General features: G+C 70.7%; 21 protein-coding genes and 5 pseudogenes. 11 read left to right on the forward strand and 15 right to left on the reverse strand.

Going from position 1 to position 20,417, the window contains the following annotated elements:
- Positions 1–18 precede the first annotated feature (18 nt).
- Positions 19–1,215 carry a glycosyltransferase family 4 protein gene (locus U5640_RS03645; RefSeq protein ID WP_340374353.1) on the forward strand — a complete coding sequence of 399 codons (1,197 nt, stop codon included), beginning with the start codon at positions 19–21 and terminating at the stop codon, positions 1,213–1,215.
- A gap of 43 nt (positions 1,216–1,258) precedes the next feature.
- Here U5640_RS03645 and U5640_RS03650 read toward each other — a convergent pair whose 3' ends face one another.
- The 9 genes and pseudogenes from U5640_RS03650 to U5640_RS03690 all read right to left on the reverse strand — a co-directional run bounded on the left by U5640_RS03650 (position 1,259) and on the right by U5640_RS03690 (position 8,855).
- The gene (locus tag U5640_RS03650) at positions 1,259–2,377 is read right to left on the reverse strand and encodes a glycosyltransferase (RefSeq protein ID WP_340374354.1); all 1,119 of its coding nucleotides are present in this window, start codon (positions 2,375–2,377) and stop codon (positions 1,259–1,261) included.
- Complete coding sequence (locus U5640_RS03655; RefSeq protein WP_340374355.1) at positions 2,374–2,940, reverse strand: DapH/DapD/GlmU-related protein; 567 nt, start codon at positions 2,938–2,940, stop codon at positions 2,374–2,376. Before U5640_RS03655 ends, U5640_RS03650 begins: the two co-directional genes overlap by 4 nt.
- Positions 2,941–3,100: 160 nt before the next feature.
- Positions 3,101–4,101 (reverse strand): annotated as a pseudogene (locus tag U5640_RS03660) (IS5 family transposase).
- A 73-nt stretch (positions 4,102–4,174) separates the two neighbouring features.
- A complete protein-coding gene (locus tag U5640_RS03665; RefSeq protein ID WP_340374356.1) occupies positions 4,175–4,837 on the reverse strand; it encodes an arsenate reductase ArsC in 663 nt (220 codons plus the stop codon).
- Entirely contained in the window at positions 4,830–5,498 is a 669-nt protein-coding gene (locus U5640_RS03670) for a helix-turn-helix domain-containing protein (RefSeq protein ID WP_340374357.1), read from the reverse strand. Before U5640_RS03670 ends, U5640_RS03665 begins: the two co-directional genes overlap by 8 nt.
- A gap of 98 nt (positions 5,499–5,596) precedes the next feature.
- Positions 5,597–7,030 carry an FAD-dependent oxidoreductase gene (locus tag U5640_RS03675; protein ID WP_340374358.1) on the reverse strand — a complete coding sequence of 478 codons (1,434 nt, stop codon included), beginning with the start codon at positions 7,028–7,030 and terminating at the stop codon, positions 5,597–5,599.
- Between the two features lie 63 nt (positions 7,031–7,093).
- Complete coding sequence (gene trxA, locus U5640_RS03680) at positions 7,094–7,417, reverse strand: thioredoxin (RefSeq protein ID WP_340374359.1); 324 nt, start codon at positions 7,415–7,417, stop codon at positions 7,094–7,096.
- Positions 7,418–7,452: 35 nt separating this feature from the next.
- Positions 7,453–8,445, reverse strand: a complete 993-nt coding sequence (gene trxB / locus U5640_RS03685; protein WP_340374360.1) for a thioredoxin-disulfide reductase — start codon at positions 8,443–8,445, stop codon at positions 7,453–7,455.
- A complete protein-coding gene (locus U5640_RS03690; protein ID WP_060905627.1) occupies positions 8,442–8,855 on the reverse strand; it encodes an arsenate reductase ArsC in 414 nt (137 codons plus the stop codon). Before U5640_RS03690 ends, trxB begins: the two co-directional genes overlap by 4 nt.
- A gap of 91 nt (positions 8,856–8,946) precedes the next feature.
- Here U5640_RS03690 and U5640_RS03695 point away from each other — a divergent pair, with 91 nt between their 5' ends.
- The 3 genes from U5640_RS03695 to U5640_RS03705 are packed head-to-tail and all read left to right on the forward strand — an operon-like array spanning position 8,947 to position 11,098.
- Complete coding sequence (locus tag U5640_RS03695; protein ID WP_340374361.1) at positions 8,947–9,255, forward strand: metalloregulator ArsR/SmtB family transcription factor; 309 nt, start codon at positions 8,947–8,949, stop codon at positions 9,253–9,255.
- Positions 9,252–10,031, forward strand: a complete 780-nt coding sequence (locus tag U5640_RS03700; protein WP_340374362.1) for an aquaporin — start codon at positions 9,252–9,254, stop codon at positions 10,029–10,031. Before U5640_RS03695 ends, U5640_RS03700 begins: the two co-directional genes overlap by 4 nt.
- On the forward strand, positions 10,028–11,098 hold the full coding sequence (locus U5640_RS03705; RefSeq protein ID WP_340374363.1) for an ArsO family NAD(P)H-dependent flavin-containing monooxygenase: 1,071 nt from the start codon (positions 10,028–10,030) through the stop codon (positions 11,096–11,098). The genes U5640_RS03700 and U5640_RS03705 overlap by 4 nt, the downstream gene beginning before the upstream one ends.
- Here U5640_RS03705 and U5640_RS03710 read toward each other — a convergent pair.
- Positions 11,064–11,612 (reverse strand): DinB family protein, encoded by a 549-nt coding sequence (locus U5640_RS03710; RefSeq protein ID WP_340374364.1) that lies wholly within the window; start codon positions 11,610–11,612, stop codon positions 11,064–11,066. The genes U5640_RS03705 and U5640_RS03710 overlap by 35 nt on opposite strands.
- A gap of 29 nt (positions 11,613–11,641) precedes the next feature.
- Positions 11,642–11,755: pseudogene (locus U5640_RS03715) on the reverse strand (transcriptional regulator); the annotation flags it as partial.
- A gap of 63 nt (positions 11,756–11,818) precedes the next feature.
- On the opposite strand from U5640_RS03715, the gene U5640_RS03720 reads away from it, so the two are divergent.
- The gene (locus tag U5640_RS03720; RefSeq protein ID WP_340374365.1) at positions 11,819–12,190 is read left to right on the forward strand and encodes a hypothetical protein; all 372 of its coding nucleotides are present in this window, start codon (positions 11,819–11,821) and stop codon (positions 12,188–12,190) included.
- A gap of 297 nt (positions 12,191–12,487) precedes the next feature.
- Here U5640_RS03720 and U5640_RS03725 read toward each other — a convergent pair whose 3' ends face one another.
- Entirely contained in the window at positions 12,488–12,901 is a 414-nt protein-coding gene (locus U5640_RS03725; RefSeq protein ID WP_340374366.1) for a MerR family transcriptional regulator, read from the reverse strand.
- A 421-nt stretch (positions 12,902–13,322) separates the two neighbouring features.
- Between U5640_RS03725 and U5640_RS03730 the strand changes: the two genes are divergently transcribed.
- From U5640_RS03730 to U5640_RS03745, 4 genes and pseudogenes are all read left to right on the forward strand, one after another.
- Entirely contained in the window at positions 13,323–14,813 is a 1,491-nt protein-coding gene (locus U5640_RS03730) for a SulP family inorganic anion transporter (protein WP_340374367.1), read from the forward strand.
- Positions 14,814–15,108: 295 nt separating this feature from the next.
- Positions 15,109–15,315 (forward strand): annotated as a pseudogene (locus U5640_RS03735) (transposase family protein); the annotation flags it as partial.
- A 52-nt stretch (positions 15,316–15,367) separates the two neighbouring features.
- Positions 15,368–15,964, forward strand: coding sequence for an ISAs1 family transposase (locus U5640_RS03740; RefSeq protein WP_340374368.1), 597 nt, complete (start codon positions 15,368–15,370; stop codon positions 15,962–15,964).
- Positions 15,904–16,239 (forward strand): hypothetical protein, encoded by a 336-nt coding sequence (locus tag U5640_RS03745; protein WP_340385692.1) that lies wholly within the window; start codon positions 15,904–15,906, stop codon positions 16,237–16,239. The genes U5640_RS03740 and U5640_RS03745 overlap by 61 nt, the downstream gene beginning before the upstream one ends.
- A gap of 124 nt (positions 16,240–16,363) precedes the next feature.
- On the opposite strand, the pseudogene U5640_RS03750 reads toward U5640_RS03745, so the two are convergent.
- Both U5640_RS03750 and U5640_RS03755 read right to left on the reverse strand, forming a co-directional pair.
- A pseudogene (locus tag U5640_RS03750) lies at positions 16,364–16,693 on the reverse strand (cupin domain-containing protein); the annotation flags it as partial.
- A gap of 58 nt (positions 16,694–16,751) precedes the next feature.
- Positions 16,752–17,219 (reverse strand): MarR family transcriptional regulator, encoded by a 468-nt coding sequence (locus tag U5640_RS03755; protein ID WP_340374369.1) that lies wholly within the window; start codon positions 17,217–17,219, stop codon positions 16,752–16,754.
- A gap of 128 nt (positions 17,220–17,347) precedes the next feature.
- Here U5640_RS03755 and U5640_RS03760 point away from each other — a divergent pair, with 128 nt between their 5' ends.
- Positions 17,348–18,139, forward strand: a complete 792-nt coding sequence (locus tag U5640_RS03760) for an SDR family oxidoreductase (protein WP_340374370.1) — start codon at positions 17,348–17,350, stop codon at positions 18,137–18,139.
- Between the two features lie 606 nt (positions 18,140–18,745).
- Here the strand turns inward: U5640_RS03760 and U5640_RS03765 are convergent.
- Positions 18,746–19,318, reverse strand: a complete 573-nt coding sequence (locus U5640_RS03765) for a tyrosine-type recombinase/integrase (protein WP_340374371.1) — start codon at positions 19,316–19,318, stop codon at positions 18,746–18,748.
- Positions 19,319–19,434: 116 nt separating this feature from the next.
- On the opposite strand from U5640_RS03765, the pseudogene U5640_RS03770 reads away from it, so the two are divergent.
- Positions 19,435–20,396: pseudogene (locus tag U5640_RS03770) on the forward strand (IS5 family transposase).
- Positions 20,397–20,417 lie beyond the last annotated feature (21 nt).

Consider the following 20,417-nt stretch of genomic DNA (forward strand, 5'->3'; position numbering starts at 1 on the left):
AGAGGAGACGGTGAACCCATGAGGATCCTCGTCCACGACTACAGCGGCCACCCCTTCCAGGCCCAGCTCAGCCGTGAACTGGCGCGCCGCGGTCACGACGTCGTCCACTCGACGTGCACGGCCTACGTCTCCGGCAAGGGCAACCTCGCCGGGGACACCCCCGGACTGCGCTTCGTCACCATCGGCGACGGCACCGCGCTGCGCAAGGACGCCTACGTCCGCCGGCTGCGCCAGGAGACCCTGCTGGGCCTCGAACTGGCCCGGCAGGTACGGCGGGAGAAGCCCGACGTGGCGCTGCTGTCGAACATGCCGATCCCGGTGCTGGTGGTCGCGGCGGGCGTCCTGCGGCGGATGGGCGTCCCCTGGGTGCTGTGGCACCAGGACGTGACCGCCGTGGCGATGAAGAGCTTCGCCGCCGAGAAGGTCGCCCGGTCCATGGGCATCGCCGCGAAGGTCTTCGGCGCCGGCGAGAAGTGGTCGGCGCGGCAGGCCGCGGCCGTCGTGGTGATCGCCGAGTCGTTCCTGCGCGTGCACCGCGAGTGGGGCACGGCCGGCAAGGTCACCGTCATCCCCAACTGGGCGCCGCTGGACGAGATCGTGCCGGTCGACCGGGCCAACGCCTGGTCGGCCGAGCACGGCCTGGACGGTGTGCGGACGGTGCTGTACTCCGGCACGCTCGGCCTGAAGCACAATCCGGAGCTGCTGGTGCGGCTCGCCGAGCGGCTGGGCGCGCGGGGCACCCCGGTGCGGCTGGTCGTCGTCAACGACGGCCCCGCGGTGCCGGTGCTGCGCAGGGCGGCGGCCGAGCGGGGCGTCGATCTGACCCTGCTGCCCTTCCAGCCCTACGGGCGGCTGCCCGAGGTGCTGGGCTCGGGCGATCTCCTCGTGGTGGTGCTGGGCGCGGACGCCGGGGAGTTCTCGGTACCGTCGAAGACCCTGTCGTACCTGTGCGCGGGACGTCCCGTGCTCGGGCTGATGCCGGCCGCCAACCTGGCGGCGCAACTGCTGCACCGGGCGGGATCGGCGGTGTTCCCGCCGGAGGAGAGCGCGCTCGACGAGGCCGCCTCCTGGGCGCGGGAGATCCTGTCCGACCCGGCGCGCGCGGAGTCCCTGGGCAAGGAGAGCCGGGCCCTGGCCGAGCGGGAGTTCGCCCTGGAGGACTGCGCCTCGCGCTTCGAGGACATCCTGCGTACGGCGAGCCGCGGGCGGCGCTGAACGGGCGGCGGTTCGGCCGCACGCGGCGGCCGAACCGCTCGCGTCACCCCTTGCGGTACAGCTTCTCCAGCCGGTCCACCACCGCGCGGATGGAGAAGACCTCGTCGATCGCCCGCCGGCCGGCCTCGGCGAGCCGGTCGCGCAGCACCGGGTCGGCGAGCAGCCGGCCCACCGCGTCGGCCAGCGCCCGCGGGCTGCCGTCGGTGACCAACGCCGCTTCCCTGCGCGCCAGTTCGGCCGCGATGCCGTTACTGTCCGTGCACACGACCGGGGTTCCCTCGGCGAGCGCCTCCAGGACCGTCATCGGGAACGGCTCCCGCACGCTGGGCAGAACGTACACCGCGGCCTTGCGGTAGGCCGCCAGAGCCGCCGCGTGGTCGAGCGCACCGCCGTAGGAGACGACGTCGCCGATCCCCCGGTCCTCGATCAGCCGGCGCACCGCGGGCAGCGAGCCCTCGTCGGCGCCGTAGAGCGTGAAGCGGGCGTCGTCGGACTCCTTGTGGACCAGGGCTGCCATCTCCACGAACGCCTCGGGGCGTTTGCGCGGGTGCAGTCTGGCCAGGAAGACCACCTCGTGGCCGCTGCGCACCCCCGCGGCGTCGCGGCCCGCGTCGGACACGCGCAGCCCGTTGGGCAGGTCGAGCAGCGGCGGGCCGTCCGGGCCCAGGACGGCGGTCAGTTCGCGGCGCTCCCGCTCGGTGAGCACGAGACAGGCGCGGGCGCCGCGCAGCAGGGGCACGAACAGCCGGTCGAAGACCCGCGCCACGGCAGCGGTGCGGGGCTCCACCATGCCGTGGGTCTGGGTGACGTAGTCCTTGCCGCGCAGCCGGGCCACCGCGAGCGCGGCGAGGGAGACGAGGTCGCGGCCGGCGTGCAGGTGCACGGCGTCGGCACGGCCCGTCTCGCGCCACAGGTCCGCCAGGAGCAGCGGGTGCATGAGTCCGAGACAGCCCCGGCCCGGTACGAACCGCCGGGCCGGGCGGGAGACGAACGGGACGGCTCCGACCCGCCCCGGGGCGGCCGCAGCGCCCCGCCACAGCGACACCAGCCGGACGTCGTGGCCGCGGGCGGCCAGCTCCTCGAGCTGCGCCGCCGCCACGCTCGTCGGACCGCCGAAGGCCCCGTCGTCGCTGACGAGGGTGACCACGTGGACGATTCTCATGCCCGGCCTCCCGCGGTCAGGACCGCGTCCCGCGGCACGTCCTGGTGGGCGACGGCGCCCGCGCCCACCACGGCGCCCCGGCCCACGGTGACCCCGCGCAGCACGACCGCGCGGGCCGCGACCCAGCTGCCCGGCTCCAGCCGGATGGGGCCGTTGTCGAACTCGAAGGTGGCACTGCGGCGGCGGTGGCTGCCGGTGCACAGCAGGGCGCTCTGCGAGACACAGCAGTCGTGGCCGATGATGACCGGTTCGAGGTTGAGGATCCAGGCGTCCTCGCCGATCCAGACGTCGTCGCCGACGTCCAGTTTCCACGGCCAGTGGATCCGCACACCACGCCGGATCAGCACCCGCCGGCCGATCCGGGCGCCGAAGGCGCGCAGCAGCGGCGGCCGCCAGCGGGCGGGGAACCACCACTGGGTGAACAGCAGATGCTGGGCGGCGTACCAGGCGGCCTGCACCAGCGCGGGGCGGCCCTTGTCGTATCCGGCTCCGGTGAAGCCGCGCAGCCGGCGGTCCACGACGGGCCGGAGCGCCGGGTCCGCGACGGAAGTGGTCTGTACCATGACGCGATCCTTCCCGGCGGCGGGGGCGAAGGGTCCGTGCCGGCCGCGTGTTGGCGGCAGAGCTGCCCGGATGGCGGAAGCGGTCCCCGGGCCGGAACCCGGGGACCGCTTCGCCCTCCGCGACGTGGAGGGGCCTAGGGAGCGTATTGCGTTGTGATCATTAGGTGGTCCGGGTGAGCTCTCTGAGCCAGATCATCGAGCCGCGGAGGTGAAGGCCGGCGAGGTAGCTGGCGGGTGTCTTGTCGTACCGCGTAGCGATGCCTCGCCAGGCCTTGAGCTTGTTGATCAGCCGCTCGACGGTGTTCCGCTCCTTGTAGAGATCAGCGTCGTGGCTGACGGGTCGGCCGCCTCTGGAGCCCTTCTTCTTCCGGTTGGCGGCCTGGTCCCTCTTCTCCGGGACGACCGCCTTGATACGGCGTTTACGCAGGTGGGCGCGGTTGCCGCGAGACGAGTACGCCTTGTCCCCGGCGACTGCGCCCGGCCGGGTGCGGGGGCGGCCGACAGGCCCACGCACCCGCACCTTCCCCAGCACGGGGATGAACTGCGGGCTGTCGGCGGCCTGGCCCGCGGTCAGGATGAAGGCCAGCGGGCGGCACTTCCGGTCGCCGGCGACATGGATCTTGCTGGTCTGCCCACCCCGGGAGCGTCCGAGGAGGGCGGCCTTCAGCCGGAGTTTGTGCCGTCGCCGGATGCGCTGTCGCTCTTCCCGCTCGGGGTTGCTTTCGTTCCCCTGCCCGGTTTGTTCGTCGCAGTCACCCCCTTTGACCTGGCCTTCTCCGCTTCGGCGGCAGCCTTCTCCAAAGCGATGAGGACCTCCTCCTCCAGGTGCATGCCGGCCGCGTCGTGGTGGGCCCGGGCGGTGGTGGAGTCGATGCTGACCAGGGACAGGTCCACCTCACCGCGCTTCGCGGCTTCCGCGATCAGGCCCTCCAACAGGGCCTCGAAGACTCCGGCATCACGCCACTGCCGGAAACGGTTGTGGACGGTCGACCAGGCGCCGAACTCTGTCGGCATCTCCCGCCACTGGCCGCCCGCCTTGAACCGCCAGATCACGCCCTCGAACTGCTGCCGCAGCCGCTCGGGGTACGGGCCGTACTCGCCAATCGGCAGGTACGGCTCGATGAACTCCCACTCCGCATCCGTCAGTTGCACGCGAGTCATCCAAGAAGGTCTACCAGTCCAGGCCCCGCCCCACGGACAGAACCCGAAGATTGATCACGACCCAATACGCTCCCTAGTGCTGTGCCGGGACGCCGAGTTCGTCGAGGAGCCCGCGGACGCGGCGCTCGATGTCGTCGCGGATAGGGCGGACGTCGTCGACGGTCTTTCCCGCGGGGTCGTCGAGGGTCCAGTCGAGGTACCGCTTGCCGGGGAAGACGGGGCAGGCGTCGCCGCAGCCCATGCTGACGACGACGTCGGCGGCGCGGACGACCTCGTCGGTCCAGGGTTTGGCGAACTCGCGGGAGATGTCGATGCCGCGCTCGCTCATCGCGGCGATGGCGGACGGGTTGACCTCGAAGCCGGGTTCGGAGCCGCCCGACCAGGCCACGGCGTTGTCACCGGCGAGGTGCTGGAAGAAGCCCATGGCCATCTGGCTGCGGCCGGCGTTGTGGACGCAGAGGAAGAGCACGACGGGCTTGCCGTCGACGTGGTAGCCCTCGACCTTGGCCAGGGCACGCAGGCGCTGGCGGGCGAAGCGTTCGGCGATGAGCGGGAGGAAGTTGGGGATGGTGCTGCGGCCGGCGAACTGGTCGTAGCTGGTGTGCAGGAACCGCTCGATGGTCTCCTCGCCGAAGACGCCGTCGAACTCGCGGGCCAGGTGGGTGGCGGCGGTGCGCAGGGCGAGTTGCTGGTCGATGCTCAGGTTGCGGTGCGGGACGGGCGCGGTCTCAGTCATCACGGCCTCCAGGCGGACGGACGGCGGGAGCCAGCCGGTCGACCCGGTCGGCGAGATCACTCAGGGCGTCGGCGAAGGCGTCGTCGGTGCCGGTGCGGGTGGGGTCGGGGACCGACCAGTGCAGGCGGTCGGGGATGCGGGTGCCGAGCTGTTCGTGGGCGTTGTCGCAGACGGCGACCACGAGATCGTCCGGGCGCAGCGTCTCGTCGATGTGGGAGGTGCGGGCGGAGGCCAGGGAGAGGCCGTGCTTGCGGGCGGCCGCGACGGCGCGGGGGTGGACGCGCCGCGCGGGGTCAGTTCCCGCCGAGGCGGTTGGCACGGTGCTGTGCTGCCTCCAGAGAGCGGCGGCGAGGTGGGAGCGGGCGGAGTTGTGGGTGCAGACGAACACCACGCGGGGTGCCGTCCGCAGGGGTGTGGGCATGGTGTCGGCCAGGGTTTCGACGCGTAGGCGCAGGTAAGTGCGTCTGCGGTCGCCTTCGGAGCGGGCCCGCTCGATCAGGCCGACCTGTTCGAGCAGCTTGAGGTGGTGGGCCAGGAGGTTGCTTGGCAGGCCCAGTTCCTGGCCGAGTTCGCCGGGCGAGGCGTCGCCCAGCAGCAGCCGGTCGATGATCGCCAGGCGCGCGGGTTCCCCCAGTGCCGCGTGCCGTTGCGCTCGCGCCATCACCGATGCAGACCACTCAGCATTCATTGACTCAATTTTTGTTGAGCTAATGCCCTGGCGTCAAGGGTCCCGTGGGAGCCAGACCGCAGGATCCGGCGTCAGAAGACGCCCAGCATGCGGCGCTGCACGTCGAGATGGTGCTCGTTCATCCACCTCTGTGCCGCGACCTGGACCGCGTCCCAGGGTGAGCCGAGGGGTGGGGTGTAGGAGAGGTCGAGCTCGCTGAGGCCGTCGACCGGCATGCCGTGGAAGAGCGCGGCGGCGTACGTGTCCACGCGCTTGGAGACCTCCGCGCTGCGTCTCCCGACGAGTTGGGCGCCGAGCAGGAGGCCGCTTGAGGTGTCGCCGGTGACTCGGATGGAGATCGGGGTGGCGCCGGGGTAGTACGCCTTATGGTCGTCGGGGCGGCTGGCGGTGGTGGCCGGTGTCCAGCCCCGTCCGGCGTCTGCGGCTTCGTGGTCGCGCAGGCCGGTGCGGGCGGCGACGAGGTCGAAGACCTTGACCACCTGGGTGCCGAGGCTGCCGGCGAACCAGCGGGCGCCGCCGAGAGCGTTCTCGCCCGCGATCCGGCCCTGCTTGTGGGCGGTCGTCCCAAGCGGCAGCCAGGTCTTGCCGAGGAGGCGGTGGTGGGTGACGGCGCAGTCGCCGGCCGCGTACACGCCGGGCAGCGAGGTACGCATGTACTCGTCGACGTCGATGGCGCCCTTCACACCGAGCCGGGCTCCGGCAGTCGCGGCGAGCGCGGTGTCGGGGCGTACGCCGACGACGACCAGGACGAGATCCGTGCCACGGGTGAACGTCCGGCCGTCGGGGCCGCTGGCCCGTACGTGAAGGAGGTCGCCGCCCGCGGCGCGGGTGATCGCGGAGACCTGGGTGCCGGTGATGACTTCGACGCCGTGGGTGTCGAGTTCGGCGTGGACCAGGGCTCCGAGTTCCGGGTCGACGGTAAGCAGGACCTCGGGCAAGGCCTCGATCTGGGTGACCTGGAGGCCGCGGGTGGTCAGGGCCTCGGCCATCTCCAGGCCGATGTAGCCGGCGCCGATGACGACGGCCGACTTCGGGCGGCGCGCGGCGATCGACTGCATGATCCCGAAGGTGTCGCCCATGCTGTGCAGGAGATGGACGCCGTCTGCCGGGCCGAGCGCGTCCGGCCCGCTCAAGCCCTCGATGGGCGGGCGGGCGCTGACCGCGCCAGTGCCCACGATCAGGGCGTCGTACGGCAGTTCCTCGGCACGGCCCTCGGCGTCGCGCACGGCCAGCCGCTTGCCGGGCACATCGATGCCGGTGGCGAGGATGTCGGTGCGCACCTGCATGCCGGTGGCCTTCAGGTCCGCCAGGGTGCGGTGGGCGAGGTCGCTCCAGTGGCCGACCTCGCCGGAGACGTAGTACGGGATGCCGCAGAGGGAGAAGTTCGGGTAGGCGTCGGCCACCACCACGGTGACCTCGCTGTGGGGATCCAGCTCGCGGGCGCGCAGGGCCGCGCTGATGCCGGCGTCGCTGCCGCCGACGGCGACGATGCGTTTGCTGGCCACCGGGATACCTCCGTCGGAGATCCGAAGTGGGGGCGCTGGTGGCGCCCCCACGGGTGTCGCGAGTCAGGCGAGGTGGTCGGCGAGTTCGCGTTCGAGGGCAGCCTTCGGCTTGGCGCCCACGATGGTCTGCACGACCTCGCCGCCCTGGTAGACGTTCATCGTCGGGATGGACATCACGCCGTACCGGGCGGCGGTGGCCGGGTTCTCGTCGATGTTGAGCTTGACGATCTCGATCTTGTCGCCGTGCTCGGCGGCGATCGCCTCCAGCGACGGGGCGAGCTGGCGGCAAGGGCCGCACCAGGCGGCCCAGAAGTCGACGAGGACGGGTTTGTCGCTGGCGAGGACGTCCTGCTCGAAGGAGTCGTCGGTGACGTTCTTGAGGGCCATGGGGACCTTCTCTTGCGGTTTCGTGCGGATGTCGCTCAGACCGCGGCTGTGGTCATATCCGGCTCGGGCGTCTGCTCGGCGTCGGCCAGGGCGGCGAGGTAGCGCTCGGCGTCCAGGGCGGCCGCGCAGCCGGAGCCGGCCGCGGTGATGGCCTGCCGGTAGGTGTGGTCGACGACGTCGCCCGCGCCGAAGACGCCAGGGATGTTCGTGCGGGTGGAGGGGGAGGCGACCTTGAGGTACCCCTCGTCGTCCAAGTCGAGCTGGCCGGTGACCAGGTCGGTGCGCGGGTCGTGGCCGATGGCGACGAACAGGCCGGTGGCGGGGAGTTCGGACGTCTGGCCGGTGACGGTGTCGCGCAGGGTGAGCCCGGCGAGTTTGCCGCCGTCCTCGTGGATCTCGGCGACCTCGCTGTTCCAGGCGAAGGAGATCTTCGGGTCCGCGAAGGCGCGCTCCTGCATCGTCTTGGACGCCCGCAGGGTGTCACGGCGGTGGACGATCGTCACGGAGCGGGCGAAGCGGGAGAGGAAGGTGGCCTCCTCCATCGCCGTGTCCCCGCCGCCGACCACCACGATGTCGTGCTCACGGAAGAAGAAGCCGTCGCAGGTCGCGCAGTACGACACCCCGCGGCCGGACAGCGCGTCCTCGCCCGGAAGATTGAGCTTGCGGTGCTGCGAGCCCGTCGCCACGATCACGGCCTTCGCCCAGTGGACCGTGCCCCCGCTGTCGGTGACAGTCTTGACCGCGCCGGTCAGGTCGACGGCGACGATGTCGTCGGGGACGAGCTCGGCGCCGAAACGCTCAGCCTGGGCCCGCATGTTCTCCATCAGCTCCGGGCCCATGATGCCGTCGCGGAAGCCGGGAAAGTTCTCCACCTCGGTCGTCTGCACCAGCGCGCCGCCAGCGGTGACCGCACCCTCGAAGACCAACGGCTTCAGCGAGGCACGGGCGGTGTAGAGGGCGGCGGTGTATCCGGCGGGGCCGGAGCCGATGACGATGACGTTGCGTATGTCCGTCGCCGTGTCGCTCATGCCTGGGGCTCCGGCGCGATCTCCTTGATCAGGCCCTCGACCAGCACCTTGATCTCGTCCCGGATCGGGCGGACGGCCTCGACGCCCTGGCCCGCCGGGTCCTCCAGCTGCCAGTCCAGGTAGCGCTTGCCGGGGAAGACGGGGCAGGTGTCGCCGCAGCCCATGGTGATGCAGACGTCTGACTCCTTGACCGCGTCCACGGTGAGCATCTTCGGGACCTCGGCGGAGATGTCGATGCCGACCTCGGCCATGGCCTCGACGGCAGCCGGGTTGACGCCCGCGCCCGGGTTGGAGCCGGCGGAGCGGACCTCGACGCGGTCCCCGGCCAGGTGGGTCAGCCACGCGGCGGCCATCTGGGAACGGCCGGCGTTGTGGACACAGACGAAGAGCACGGAGGGCTTGTCGGACATCAGAGGTCTCTCTTGTCTCACGACCGGATCAGGTGCGAATGATGTCAGCACCCGGTGGTGTCAGCCACCACTGATGTGACAGTATCAGCCCATGATGACGTCAGTCGACACTGACCTGATCCGGGTGCTGGCCGACCCGCTCAGGCTCCAGATCGTGACCCTGCTCGCCAAAGAGACGCTGTGCACCACCCACCTCGTGGAGGAGACCGGTGCCAAGCAGACCAACCTCTCCAACCACATGAAGGTGCTGCGCGAGGCCGGGGTCGTCGAGACCGAGCCGTGCGGCCGGTACATCTACTACCGGCTCAAGCCGGACGTCATCGCCCAGCTCGCCGACCAGTTCGCCGACCTGGCTGAGTCCGCTCGCACCGCCGCCGAGAACAAGAGGGCCTGCCCATGACCCCCGCCGAAGCCGCCCCGACCGCGGAGTCCGCGCCAGCCGCTGCTGAACCCACGTCCGTCGCGCCGGCGCCGGGTGCCACCCCGCCTCGTACTCCCCTGGTAGCCCGGGCCTCCGCCGAACTCATAGGCACGGCGCTGCTCGTGGCGGTCGTGGTCGGCTCCGGCATCCAGGCCACCGAACTCACCAAGGACGTCGGCCTCCAGCTGCTCGCCAACTCCACAGCCACCGTCTTCGGCCTCGGCATCCTCATCCTGCTCCTCGGCCCGGTCTCCGGCGCCCACTTCAACCCCGTCGTCACGCTCGCCGAGTGGTGGACCGCCCGCCGCGGCGGCGCCGGCGTCACCCCGCGCGAAGTGGCCGTCTACCTGCCCGCGCAGATCGCGGGCGCGATCGCGGGCGCGATCCTGGCAGACGCGATGTTCGGCGAACCGCTGGTCAAGTGGTCCACCCACGACCGCTCGGCCGGACACCTGCTCCTCGGCGAGGTCGTCGCGACGGCGGGCCTGATCCTGCTGATCTTCGGCCTGGCCCGGGCGAACCAGCTGCGCTTCGCGCCCGTCGCCGTCGCCTCCTACATCGGCGCCGCGTACTGGTTCACCTCCTCCACATCCTTCGCCAACCCGGCCGTGACGATCGGTCGGGCCTTCAGCGACACCTTCGCGGGCATCGCCCCCGGCTCCCTGCTGGGCTTCATCGGCATGCAGCTCGTCGGGGGCGTGATCGGGCTGGCGCTGGTCGCGCTCATCTTCATGCCGGGACGATCGGCCGAGTGACCAACGGGGCCCAGGTGGTGGTGATCGGCGGCGGCCAGGCCGGGCTCGCCGCCGGCTACCACCTGCGCCGCCTCGGCCTGGAGTTCGTCATCCTCGACGCCCAGACCACGCCTGGCGGCGCCTGGCAGCACGCCTGGGAGTCGCTGCGCCTGTTCTCCCCGGCCGCGTACTCCTCGCTGCCCGGACGCCTCATGCCCGCGCAGCCTAGCGAGACCTACCCCGATGCGCAGCACGTGGTGGACTACCTCACCGAGTACGAGAAGCGCTACGAACTGCTCGTCGAGCGCCCCGTACGCGTTCTCGGTGTCCATCGGGACGGCGGGTTCCTGCGCGTGGAGACGGACTCCGGCACCTGGCGCGCCCGCGCCGTGATCAGCGCGACCGGAACCTGGTGGCGGCCCTTCCTGCCCGCCGTCCCAGGCCGGGCAGCCTTCAGAGGACGCCAGCTGCACACGGTGGAGTACCGCAGCCCCGCCGACTTCGCCGGTCAGCGAGTCCTGGTGGTGGGCGGCGGCAACTCCGGCGCCCAGATCGCTGCCGACCTCGCCGACGGTACGGACCCGACCTGGGTCACCCAGCGCCCGCCCCGCTTCCTCGCCGACGACATCGACGGCCGCGTCCTGTTCGACGTGGCAACTGCCCGCCGCCGAGCCCTGGATGACGGGCGTACGGACCTCGGCGGCGTCGCCTCGCTCGGCGACATCGTCGCCGTACCTCCCGTGCGCGAGGCCCGAGACCGCGGCCTGCTCACCAGGCGCCCGATGTTCACCCGGCTCCACTCCGGCGGTGTCGAGTGGCCCGACGGCACCCGGGCCGAGGCCGACGCGATCATCTGGTGCACCGGGTTCCGACCGGCTCTGCCCCACCTGGCCCCGCTCCAACTCCGCGGCCGACGCGGCCACATCGGCACCGACGGCACCCGGGCGGTGGATGAGCCACGTCTGCACCTGCTCGGCTACGGCGACTGGACCGGTCCGGCCTCCGCCACCCTGATCGGCGTCGGCCGTCCTGCTCGCGAGGCGACCCGCGAGATCAGCGGGCTGCTTGCGGACCGGCGGGCAGGGTGAGCTGGCGGCGGTGGAACTCAAAGTGCTGGGTCGGATACCGGTAGATGTCCGCGAGCGTCATGACGTCCTGGAAGAACGGGTCCCAGCGCGTCGGATAGTGCATGCCCAGGGAGAGATCGGCTTCCCGCTCGGCGTCGAGCCGCCGGTGCAGGTAGGCGATCACGCGGTCAAACGCCGCACCCATGCCGCGACGTCCGAGCACCTTCGCGCCGCCGAGCGGGCCGAGGTAGTTGACGACGTCGAAGGGCCGAGTGCCTGCGTCCAGGACACGGGCGAAGGTCCGGCTCGCACCGCGCGGCAGCCGTCCGAAGATCCTCATCAGGATGAGCAGCGGCCGCATCAGGATGTAGCCGAAGAGCGTGTGGAACAGCATCTGTCCGTTGGTCCAACGGGTGCCGTCGGTGGGCCGGCGCAGGTCGTCCTCGGAGGCGTCTTCGAGGAGCTGATGGAATGCCCTCCGGGCACGCTCCAGCTCCTCGTGGATCGCCTGACGGTCCACGGACGGCTCGCCCATCGGACTCACCCGCTCTCCGTACGGTCGGCTCAGCCGAGGCTGCTGAGCATCCGCCCCATCGCGGCCACCACGGACGGCTCGACCCGGTAGTACACCCACGTGCCGCGCCGCTCGGAGGCGAGCAGGCCGGCCTCCTTGAGCTTTGGTGAGAGCACAGGTGACGTCGAACTTCGCCCGGTCAAGAATTCCTCAATCACCGCCGAGCGGTGCGTCCCGAGGGCGAGTATCCCGACGTCACGCCCGAAGAATGGGCTGAGTTCGAGGAGCACTTCGGCAAACGCAAGGTCGAACTCGGCAACTGCGCTCGCCCCTATGGATCACCCTGTCAGCATGAACACGCCTGTATCCGATGCCCGATGCTGCAGGTCAACCCGAAGATGTTGCCCAGGCTCGCAGAGATCGAGAAGGACCTGCTTCTCCGTCGCAAGCGAGCTGAGGAGGAACAGTGGCTCGGTGAGATCGAGGGCATCGACCTGACTTTGACCTTCGTCCGCACCAAGCAGGCTGACGCCGCTCGACTCGCACGCCGGTCACCCGTCGCCCTCGGCATCCCAACCACCCGCCCCCCGTCCGGCTGACCACCACGATCGGCTCGCCCGACTCTCCCCGCTCAAGCACAAGAACCTGAACCTGCTCGGCCGCTACAGCTTCACCGCCAGCGTCCCGGCCGCCGGCGCCCTGCGCCCGCTGCGCGACCCGGACGCGCCAGACTTGGACGAGGACGACGACGGGAGCGGGCAGGACTGAGGATGGCTGACCAGGGCGGTGCTGAGCTTGCGGGTCCGCGCGTTGGTCAGCCGCTTCGCGACCGTCGCGCAACGCTGCCGGGGAGCGTGGGGCGAAGTGGCGCCGGCCGGGAGCGACACTGCGGGGTTTCAGACGCGGCCGGCTGGAGTGTTCTGTTCCAGCCGAGCACCAAGGGTGGCGGCGAATTCCTCGGCGCGGGCCAGCTGGATGCGCAGCTTCTCGACCTGCTCGGTGGCGGCCTGCTGGTATGTGCGGACGCGCTCCAGCAGGGCCTTGCGCTCGCCGGCGTCGAGAGCGTCGTCGTTGTCCAGGCGATCGGTGGCGTCGAGCAGGTCGCGCATCTGCTCCAGGGTGAAGCCCAGCGGCTTCATCCGGCGGATGACCATGAGTCGGGCGACGTCGTTCTCGGTGTAGAGGCGGAAGCCGCCCTGGGAGCGGGCGGAGGGGATGACGAGGCCGGTCTCCTCGTAGTGCCGGATGGTACGCAGCGACAGCTCCGTCCGCGCGGCGACCTCGCCGATCTGCATGTGCCCGTCGTCCACGCCGTTCGCCTGGCCCTTCTACCTCGTGGCGGGCCGCGTCCCGTACGGCCCCACCGATCCCTACTCTAACGTTAGGGTAGAGTTGCTGGTGGTGAGGGCGGCCCGGCTGCCCCGCTGTTGCCGTTCCGGGGCCGATGGCGCCCCCGGCGAAGATCCGATTCTTGCAGGAGAGAGCGTGCGCGAGCCCCTGACGCCGATCGCCGCCGCCTGCCCGCCGTGAGGCTTCGCCCCCGGATGTGAGCCGCCGGCCGCCCGTGTGCGCCGCCCCGCCTCGCATCCCTCCCCTTTCGACTTCCGGCCCGCCCTGCGGGCTGTCCGCGGGGTGCCGCCCCGGCCCCTGCGCGTCCTTCCCGCACGCCCCGGACTGCCCGTGGGGTGTGCCCGAGCACGACAGGTACGCATCTCCTTGTCTTCTGCTGCTGTGACTCCCGCCGCGCGCCTGCGCGGCCTCAAGCCCGACTGGCTGAACGATCCGAAGGTCTGGCGCACCGAGGTCCTGGCCGGCCTGGTCGTCGCCTTGGCCCTGATTCCCGAGGCGATCTCGTTCTCGATCATCGCCGGGGTCGACCCCGCGGTCGGCCTGTTCGCCTCGTTCACCATGGCCGTCACGATCTCGATCGTCGGCGGTCGCCGGGCGATGATCTCCGCCGCCACCGGCGCCGTCGCTCTCGTCATCGCCCCCCTGAACCGCGAGCACGGCCTGGGCTACCTGGTCGCCGCCGTCATCCTCGCCGGTGTCTTCCAGGTGATCCTGGGCGCGCTCGGGGTGGCGAAGCTGATGCGGTTCGTGCCGCGCTCGGTGATGGTCGGCTTCGTCAACGCACTCGCGATCCTGATCTTCATGGCGCAGGTGCCGGAGATGCACGACGTGCCCTGGCTGGTCTATCCGCTGATCATCGGCGGGCTGGCGCTGATGGTGTTCTTCCCGAAGGTCACCACCGTGATCCCGGCACCGCTCGTCTCGATCGTCATCCTGACCGTCATCACGGTCGCGGCCGGCATTGCGGTGCCGACCGTGGGCGACAAGGGCGCCCTGCCGTCCTCCCTGCCCGTCCCCGGCCTGCCGGACGTGCCCTTCACCCTCGATACCCTGACGACGATCGCCCCGTACGCCTTCGCGATGGCGCTGGTCGGGCTGATGGAGTCGCTGATGACGGCCAAGTTGGTCGACGACATCACCGACACCCATTCCTCCAAGACCCGCGAGTCCATCGGCCAGGGCATCGCCAACATCGTCACCGGCTTCTTCGGCGGCATGGGCGGCTGCGCCATGATCGGCCAGACCATGATCAACGTGAAGGTGTCCGGCGCCCGCACCCGCCTGTCCACGTTCCTGGCGGGCTCGTTCCTGATGGTGTTGTGCATCGCCTTCGGCCCGGTCGTCTCCGACATCCCCATGGCCGCCCTGGTCGCCGTCATGGTCATGGTGTCGTTCGCGACCTTCGACTGGCATTCCATCGCCCCGAAGACACTTCGGCGGATGCCCGCCGGGGAGATTGCCGTCATGGTCATCACCGTGATCGTCGTGGTCGCCACCGACAACCTCGCCATCGGCGTCGTCGTCGGCTCCGTCACGGCCATGGTCATCTTCGCCAAGCGCGTCGCCCACCTCGCCGAGGTGACCGCAGTTACCGACCCCGATGGCAGCACGGTCGTCTACCGGGTGACCGGCGAGCTGTTCTTCGCCTCCTCCAACGACCTCATCGGCCAGTTCGACTACGCCGGCGACCCGAAGAAGGTCGTCATCGACCTGTCCGCCGCGCACATCTGGGACGCCTCCTCCGTCGCGGCCCTGGACGCGATCGAGACGAAGTACGCCCAGCGCGGCAAGACGGTGGAGATCACCGGCCTGAACGACCCCAGCGCCGACCTCCACGGCAAGCTCACCGGCGAACTCGCCGGCAGCCACTGACCCACAGCGCCGCAACACCAGAGGACCCCGGCCCAACCCTGGGGCGCAGGGCGAACACCTGAGCCAGTCGCCGAAGCGGCACGCACGCGCGCGGTGGCCCTGGACAACCTTGCCCATCGCGCGCTTGCCGACCCAGTGGGGGCGCAGTGCCGAGATCGTGTCGGCGTTCGCGTGGTGTGCTGTACACCAACAACGGGGCAGGGCTGCGGGATGGTCGCCTGGGGCTGATGCGGAGGCAAGCACGGCTCCCGGTGATCACGAGGTGTTGAGTCCCTGATCACCACGACGGAGGACCATGCACGCCCGCTCGTCCTCGCCCATCCCGGGCCCTCTGGGCCAACTCACCGACGCCGCACCGGCCGCACCTGATGACCTCCCCGGCCTGCTGACCTGCCTGGCTCAGGTGCCCGATCCACGGCGGGACCAGGGCCGGCGCCACCCACTCTCTTTCGTCCTGGCCCTGGCCGCGTGCGCGGTCCTGGCCGGAGCGAAGTCCTTGGCCGCGATCGCGGAGTGGGCCGCCGACGCCCCGCCCCACGTCCTGGCCCGGCTCGGTGGCCCATGCCGGGAGCCCGGACCGCGGCCCCGTCGCCCCGGCCGAGGCCACCGTGCGTCGTATCCTCCAGCGCATCGACGGCGACGCCCTGGATATGGCCGTCGGAAGTTGGCTCGCCGGGCGCGAACGCGCCGACGGCCAGGAGGAGAACGACAGCGACCGGCCCCTGCCCTCCCTCGCCGTGGACGGCAAGACCGTGCGCGGTGCCCGCCGCACCGACGGCACCCGGGTCCACCTGCTCGCCGCGATGACGGGGACCGGCCTGGTCACCGCCCAGCGCGAGGTGGACGGCAAGACCAACGAGATCACCGTCTTCCAGCCCCTGCTTGCCCCGCTCGACCTGCATGGCACGGTGGTCACCTTCGACGCCCTCCACTCGCAGACCGCCCATGCGCGCTTCATCGTCGAGGACAAGCACGCCCGCTCCTGGACAAGACGCGGGCCATCGCACACGGTCGCGACGAGATCCGCCGGATCAAGGCCGCCGCCGTCACCGGGATCGCGTTCCCACACGCGGTGCAGGCCGTCCAGATCGTGCGCCGCCGACGGATCGTCACCACCGGCAAGGTCACCCTGGAACGCGTCCACGGGGTGACCGACCTGACCGCGGAGCAGGCCGACGCAACCGAGATCGCCCGCCGCGTCCGCGATCACTGGGGCATCGAGAACAAGATCCACCACGTCAGGGACACCACGTACGCCGAGGACGCCTCACGCCTGCGCACCGGCACCGCTCCACGTGCCATGGCATCCCTGCGCAACCTGGCCATCGGCGCTCTCCGACTCGCTGACCAGACGAACATCGCCGCTGGACTCCGCCATCACACCAGCGACGCCAACCGTCCACTGATCACCCTCGGCATCATGTGATCGATCAGGACACGTCACCCGAACGACGCGGCCCTGGAAGACAGGATGAGACGTGCGGGTCAATCTCTTGGTCACACTCGAAGGCCCGACATCCCGCACGTCACGGGCATTGCGGCACTGAGCATTATTGTTCGCGTACGGCGTTCCAGACAGGACTCGTTCCGAAATACGAGTCGTAGAGATCCTGAACGTCGAGGAGGCTCTCCGACGGTACCTTGCCGTAGCGGATGCGCTCAAGGTGGCGGAAGTACTCGAAGCGCTCCACCCCGGGCGTGATGATGACCAGCATGTCCGCGATCTCGCCGGGTGCGGCGGCGAAGGCGTGCTGTGTACCGGGCGGTACGACGACAACATCCCCGCGCTCCGTGGTGACCACTTGATTGCCGGACAGTAGCTGGGCGGTGCCGTCGAGGACGTAGAACATCTCGGCGGAGTTGCCGTGGTGGTGCGGGCGGACCGGTCTTGCGAGCGTCGGCCCACGGGGCGGTGCCGGGTTTCGCGGCGGGATCCGCTCAGGCGGTCGGGGGTGCGAGGGCCGCGGCCAGGGCCACACGCAGATCTGCGCGGGCGGCGGCGCCGATGCCCGCGAGGACATCGTCCTCGACCGCGGCGGCCAAGGTGTCGGCCCGGCGGAGCAGCGCGTGGCCCTGGTCGGTGAGGGTGAGGCTCTGGCGCCGGCGGTCGCGGGGGTCCCGCTGGCGGCGCAGCAGTCCGCGTCCTTCGAGGTCGTCGACGAGGGTTACGACGATGGCGGGCAGTACGCCGAGCGCGGTGGCCAGTTCGAGCTGGGAGGCGGGCCGGTCCTCCGCGAGGACGGCCAGGGCGTGGTACTGGCGACCGGTCAGTTCCAGTTCCGCGAGCTGCGGGGCCGCCCTGGCCTGGATCTCCTTGTCCGCGCGGGCGAGGAGCAGTGCGAGCCTTCCGGTCACCGCCCGGGGCGGCGCCGAGGCGGTCGGTGGCGGGGAGTCGGGCAGGTCCATGACGGTGAGACTACCAGGACTGAATCATTCATAATTTGATTGATTCAGATTCTGAAGTAGTGTGGTGGTCGCGGCCACCGCCCTCCGGCGGCCGCGACCACTTACCCTTCCTCTCGTAAGGACCAGACATGAACGACTTCAGCGGTCAGCGTGCTCTCGTGACCGGCGCCTCCTCGGGCATCGGGGCGGCCTTCGCTGAACAGCTCGCCGCCCTGGGCGCGGACCTCGTCCTCGTCGCCCGCTCCGGGGCACGCCTTGAGGAGCTCGCGGCACGGCTGCGGAAGACCCATGGCGTGCGGGCGGCCGTCCTCCCCACCGACCTCGCCGCCCGGGGTGCGGCCCAGCGGCTGGCGGCCGACCTCGGCGAGCGGAGCCGGGAGATCGACGTACTGGTCAACAACGCGGGCTTCGCCATGCACGGACTGTTCGCCGAGGCCAACCAGGCGCGGGTGAACGAGCAGGTCGCGCTGAACGTCGCCGCCCCGGTGGAACTGACCGGGCTGCTGCTGCCCGGCATGATCGAACGTGGACGCGGCACCGTCGTGAACGTCGCCTCCACCGCCGCGTTCCAGCCGCTGCCGCACATGGCGGTCTACGGTGCGACCAAGGCGTTCGTCCTGTCCTGGACGGAGGCGCTGTGGGCCGAGACCCGTGGCACCGGCGTCGACGTCCTCGCCCTGTGCCCAGGAGCAACGCAGACGCGGTTCTTCGAGGTGGTCGGCACCGACGCGGCCTCGGTGGGGCGGCGCCAGACTCCCGAGCAGGTGGTCTCCGCCGCCTTGCGGGCGCTCGCCCACCGCCGCCCGTCGACGGTCAGCGGGCACGCGAACGCGGCGCTGGCCTCGCTGCCGAGGATCATGCCGCGCTCGGTGATGCTCCGCCTCAGCGAGCGTAGCCTGCGGCCCCGTGACGCCGCCTGATTCCGTACACGATCAGCCGGACAGGACCCGGGCTGCGGGCATAGGCGGCCATGTCGTCGACGACCTTGGGGCGACCGCCGTGTCGGCCTCGTTCACGGGCGGACGCCTGTCCTTCGAGGGACTTCTCCCGGATGTACTCGCGCTCGGACTCGGCTCGCAGCCCTGTTCGGCGCCTTGACCTGGGCTGACCGTACGGCGCAGCCTTCGCGGGTCGATCATGAAGATCGTGACCGTGGCCTCAGGGCCGGTACCGGCGAAGGACGTGAGCGTCGAACTCGGCAGAGGCACCCAGCCCGGGCAGGTCGCCACAGATGAGTTCACCACCAGATCTTCTCCCGGCCGGGCGGCGGAGCGACGGCGCGTCCGCCCGTCGGGAAGCGTGCGGGCTGCTCAGTCCGCGCCGCTGGCGGAGGCTCCCGCTACCGCGGGAGGAACTCACAGCCGAGATCGGAGCGTCAACAGCTTCATGGAGCTCGAGTGCCCCAGCGACGCGTATGCGTCAGGCGCTCAGAGCAGCCGCACTGAGCTGCGGCGATGCCCGGCGCGTTCCCGAAACGAAGGAGGGGCGTTCCCAGGAGGGATTGAGAGGAGCCGTTGACCTGCGGCTCAGTAATTTTCTGCAAGGCCCCCCACACCCAGGCGGCCGGCCACCCGCGCACTGGCCGCCACCCACGCCTGCTCGATGTGCTCGGAGCGCACATGGATGTAGCGGGTCGTCGTCGCCAGCCACTCATGCCCCAGCAACTCCTGGATCGCCTTCAGATCCACCCCCCGCCCGTACAGCGACGAGGCACAGAAATGCCGCAGCCCATGCGGAGACAGCCGGCCCGACCAGACTGGCAGGAACCGCTCCACCGCGCCGGCCTGCCCGTTCCGCAGACCCTGCGCACCGACACGGCCGGCCGCGCTGCGGCGCTCGCCGGGGAACATCGGGGCCCGCGGATCGGTGTGGTCGCCGGGGAAGTGCGGGCGGACCTCCTCGAGCCACCACCTCAGCAGCACGTCCACCCCGTCGATCCCCGGCACCAGCCGTGCCCGCGGCCCGCGGCCCTGGCTCCCCTTGCCGTAGCGGACATGCAGCTCCCCGAAAGCGCCTAGGTCCGGGCGCCAGTCACCGACATCGAGCGTCACCGACTCGTTCAACCGCAAGCCCACCCGCCGCCACAACGACGCCGCCACCTAGGGAGCGTATTGGGTCGTGATCAATCTTCGGGTTCTGTCCGTGGGGCGGGGCCTGGACTGGTAGACCTTCTTGGATGACTCGCGTGCAACTGACGGATGCGGAGTGGTAGTTCATCGAGCCGTACCTGCCGATTGGCGAGTACGGCCCGTACCCCGAGCGGCTGCGGCAGCAGTTCGAGGGCGTGATCTGGCGGTTCAAGGCGGGCGGCCAGTGGCGGGAGATGCCGACAGAGTTCGGCGCCTGGTCGACCGTCCACAACCGTTTCCGGCAGTGGCGTGATGCCGGAGTCTTCGAGGCCCTGCTGGAGGGCCTGATCGCGGAAGCCGCGAAGCGCGGTGAGGTGGACCTGTCCCTGGTCAGCATCGACTCCACCACCGCCCGGGCCCACCACGACGCGGCCGGCATGCACCTGGAGGAGGAGGTCCTCATCGCTTTGGAGAAGGCTGCCACCGAAGCGGAGAAGGCCAGGTCAAAGGGGGTGACTGCGACGAACAAACCGGGCAGGGGAACGAAAGCAACCCCGAGCGGGAAGAGCGACAGCGCATCCGGCGACGGCACAAACTCCGGCTGAAGGCCGCCCTCCTCGGACGCTCCCGGGGTGGGCAGACCAGCAAGATCCATGTCGCCGGCGACCGGAAGTGCCGCCCGCTGGCCTTCATCCTGACCGCGGGCCAGGCCGCCGACAGCCCGCAGTTCATCCCCGTGCTGGGGAAGGTGCGGGTGCGTGGGCCTGTCGGCCGCCCCCGCACCCGGCCGGGCGCAGTCGCCGGGGACAAGGCGTACTCGTCTCGCGGCAACCGCGCCCACCTGCGTAAACGCCGTATCAAGGCGGTCGTCCCGGAGAAGAGGGACCAGGCCGCCAACCGGAAGAAGAAGGGCTCCAGAGGCGGCCGACCCGTCAGCCACGACGCTGATCTCTACAAGGAGCGGAACACCGTCGAGCGGCTGATCAACAAGCTCAAGGCCTGGCGAGGCATCGCTACGCGGTACGACAAGACACCCGCCAGCTACCTCGCCGGCCTTCACCTCCGCGGCTCGATGATCTGGCTCAGAGAGCTCACCCGGACCACCTAATGATCACAACGCAATACGCTC

Source organism: Streptomyces sp. SS7, assembly GCF_037993025.1.
Classification (GTDB): Bacteria; Actinomycetota; Actinomycetes; order Streptomycetales; family Streptomycetaceae; genus Streptomyces.

What these genes read in the sequence shown, in the direction of transcription:
- U5640_RS03645 (WP_340374353.1), top strand. Translation starts at nt 19, where the DNA reads ATGAGGATCCTCGTCCACGACTACAGCGGCCACCCCTTCCAGGCCCAG.
- U5640_RS03650 (WP_340374354.1), bottom strand. Translation starts at nt 2,377, where the DNA reads ATGAGAATCGTCCACGTGGTCACCCTCGTCAGCGACGACGGGGCCTTC.
- U5640_RS03655 (WP_340374355.1), bottom strand. Translation starts at nt 2,940, where the DNA reads ATGGTACAGACCACTTCCGTCGCGGACCCGGCGCTCCGGCCCGTCGTG.
- U5640_RS03665 (WP_340374356.1), bottom strand. Translation starts at nt 4,837, where the DNA reads ATGACTGAGACCGCGCCCGTCCCGCACCGCAACCTGAGCATCGACCAG.
- U5640_RS03670 (WP_340374357.1), bottom strand. Translation starts at nt 5,498, where the DNA reads ATGGCGCGAGCGCAACGGCACGCGGCACTGGGGGAACCCGCGCGCCTG.
- trxA (WP_340374359.1), bottom strand. Translation starts at nt 7,417, where the DNA reads ATGGCCCTCAAGAACGTCACCGACGACTCCTTCGAGCAGGACGTCCTC.
- trxB (WP_340374360.1), bottom strand. Translation starts at nt 8,445, where the DNA reads ATGAGCGACACGGCGACGGACATACGCAACGTCATCGTCATCGGCTCC.
- U5640_RS03690 (WP_060905627.1), bottom strand. Translation starts at nt 8,855, where the DNA reads ATGTCCGACAAGCCCTCCGTGCTCTTCGTCTGTGTCCACAACGCCGGC.
- U5640_RS03695 (WP_340374361.1), top strand. Translation starts at nt 8,947, where the DNA reads ATGATGACGTCAGTCGACACTGACCTGATCCGGGTGCTGGCCGACCCG.
- U5640_RS03700 (WP_340374362.1), top strand. Translation starts at nt 9,252, where the DNA reads ATGACCCCCGCCGAAGCCGCCCCGACCGCGGAGTCCGCGCCAGCCGCT.
- U5640_RS03710 (WP_340374364.1), bottom strand. Translation starts at nt 11,612, where the DNA reads ATGGGCGAGCCGTCCGTGGACCGTCAGGCGATCCACGAGGAGCTGGAG.
- U5640_RS03755 (WP_340374369.1), bottom strand. Translation starts at nt 17,219, where the DNA reads ATGGACCTGCCCGACTCCCCGCCACCGACCGCCTCGGCGCCGCCCCGG.
- U5640_RS03760 (WP_340374370.1), top strand. Translation starts at nt 17,348, where the DNA reads ATGAACGACTTCAGCGGTCAGCGTGCTCTCGTGACCGGCGCCTCCTCG.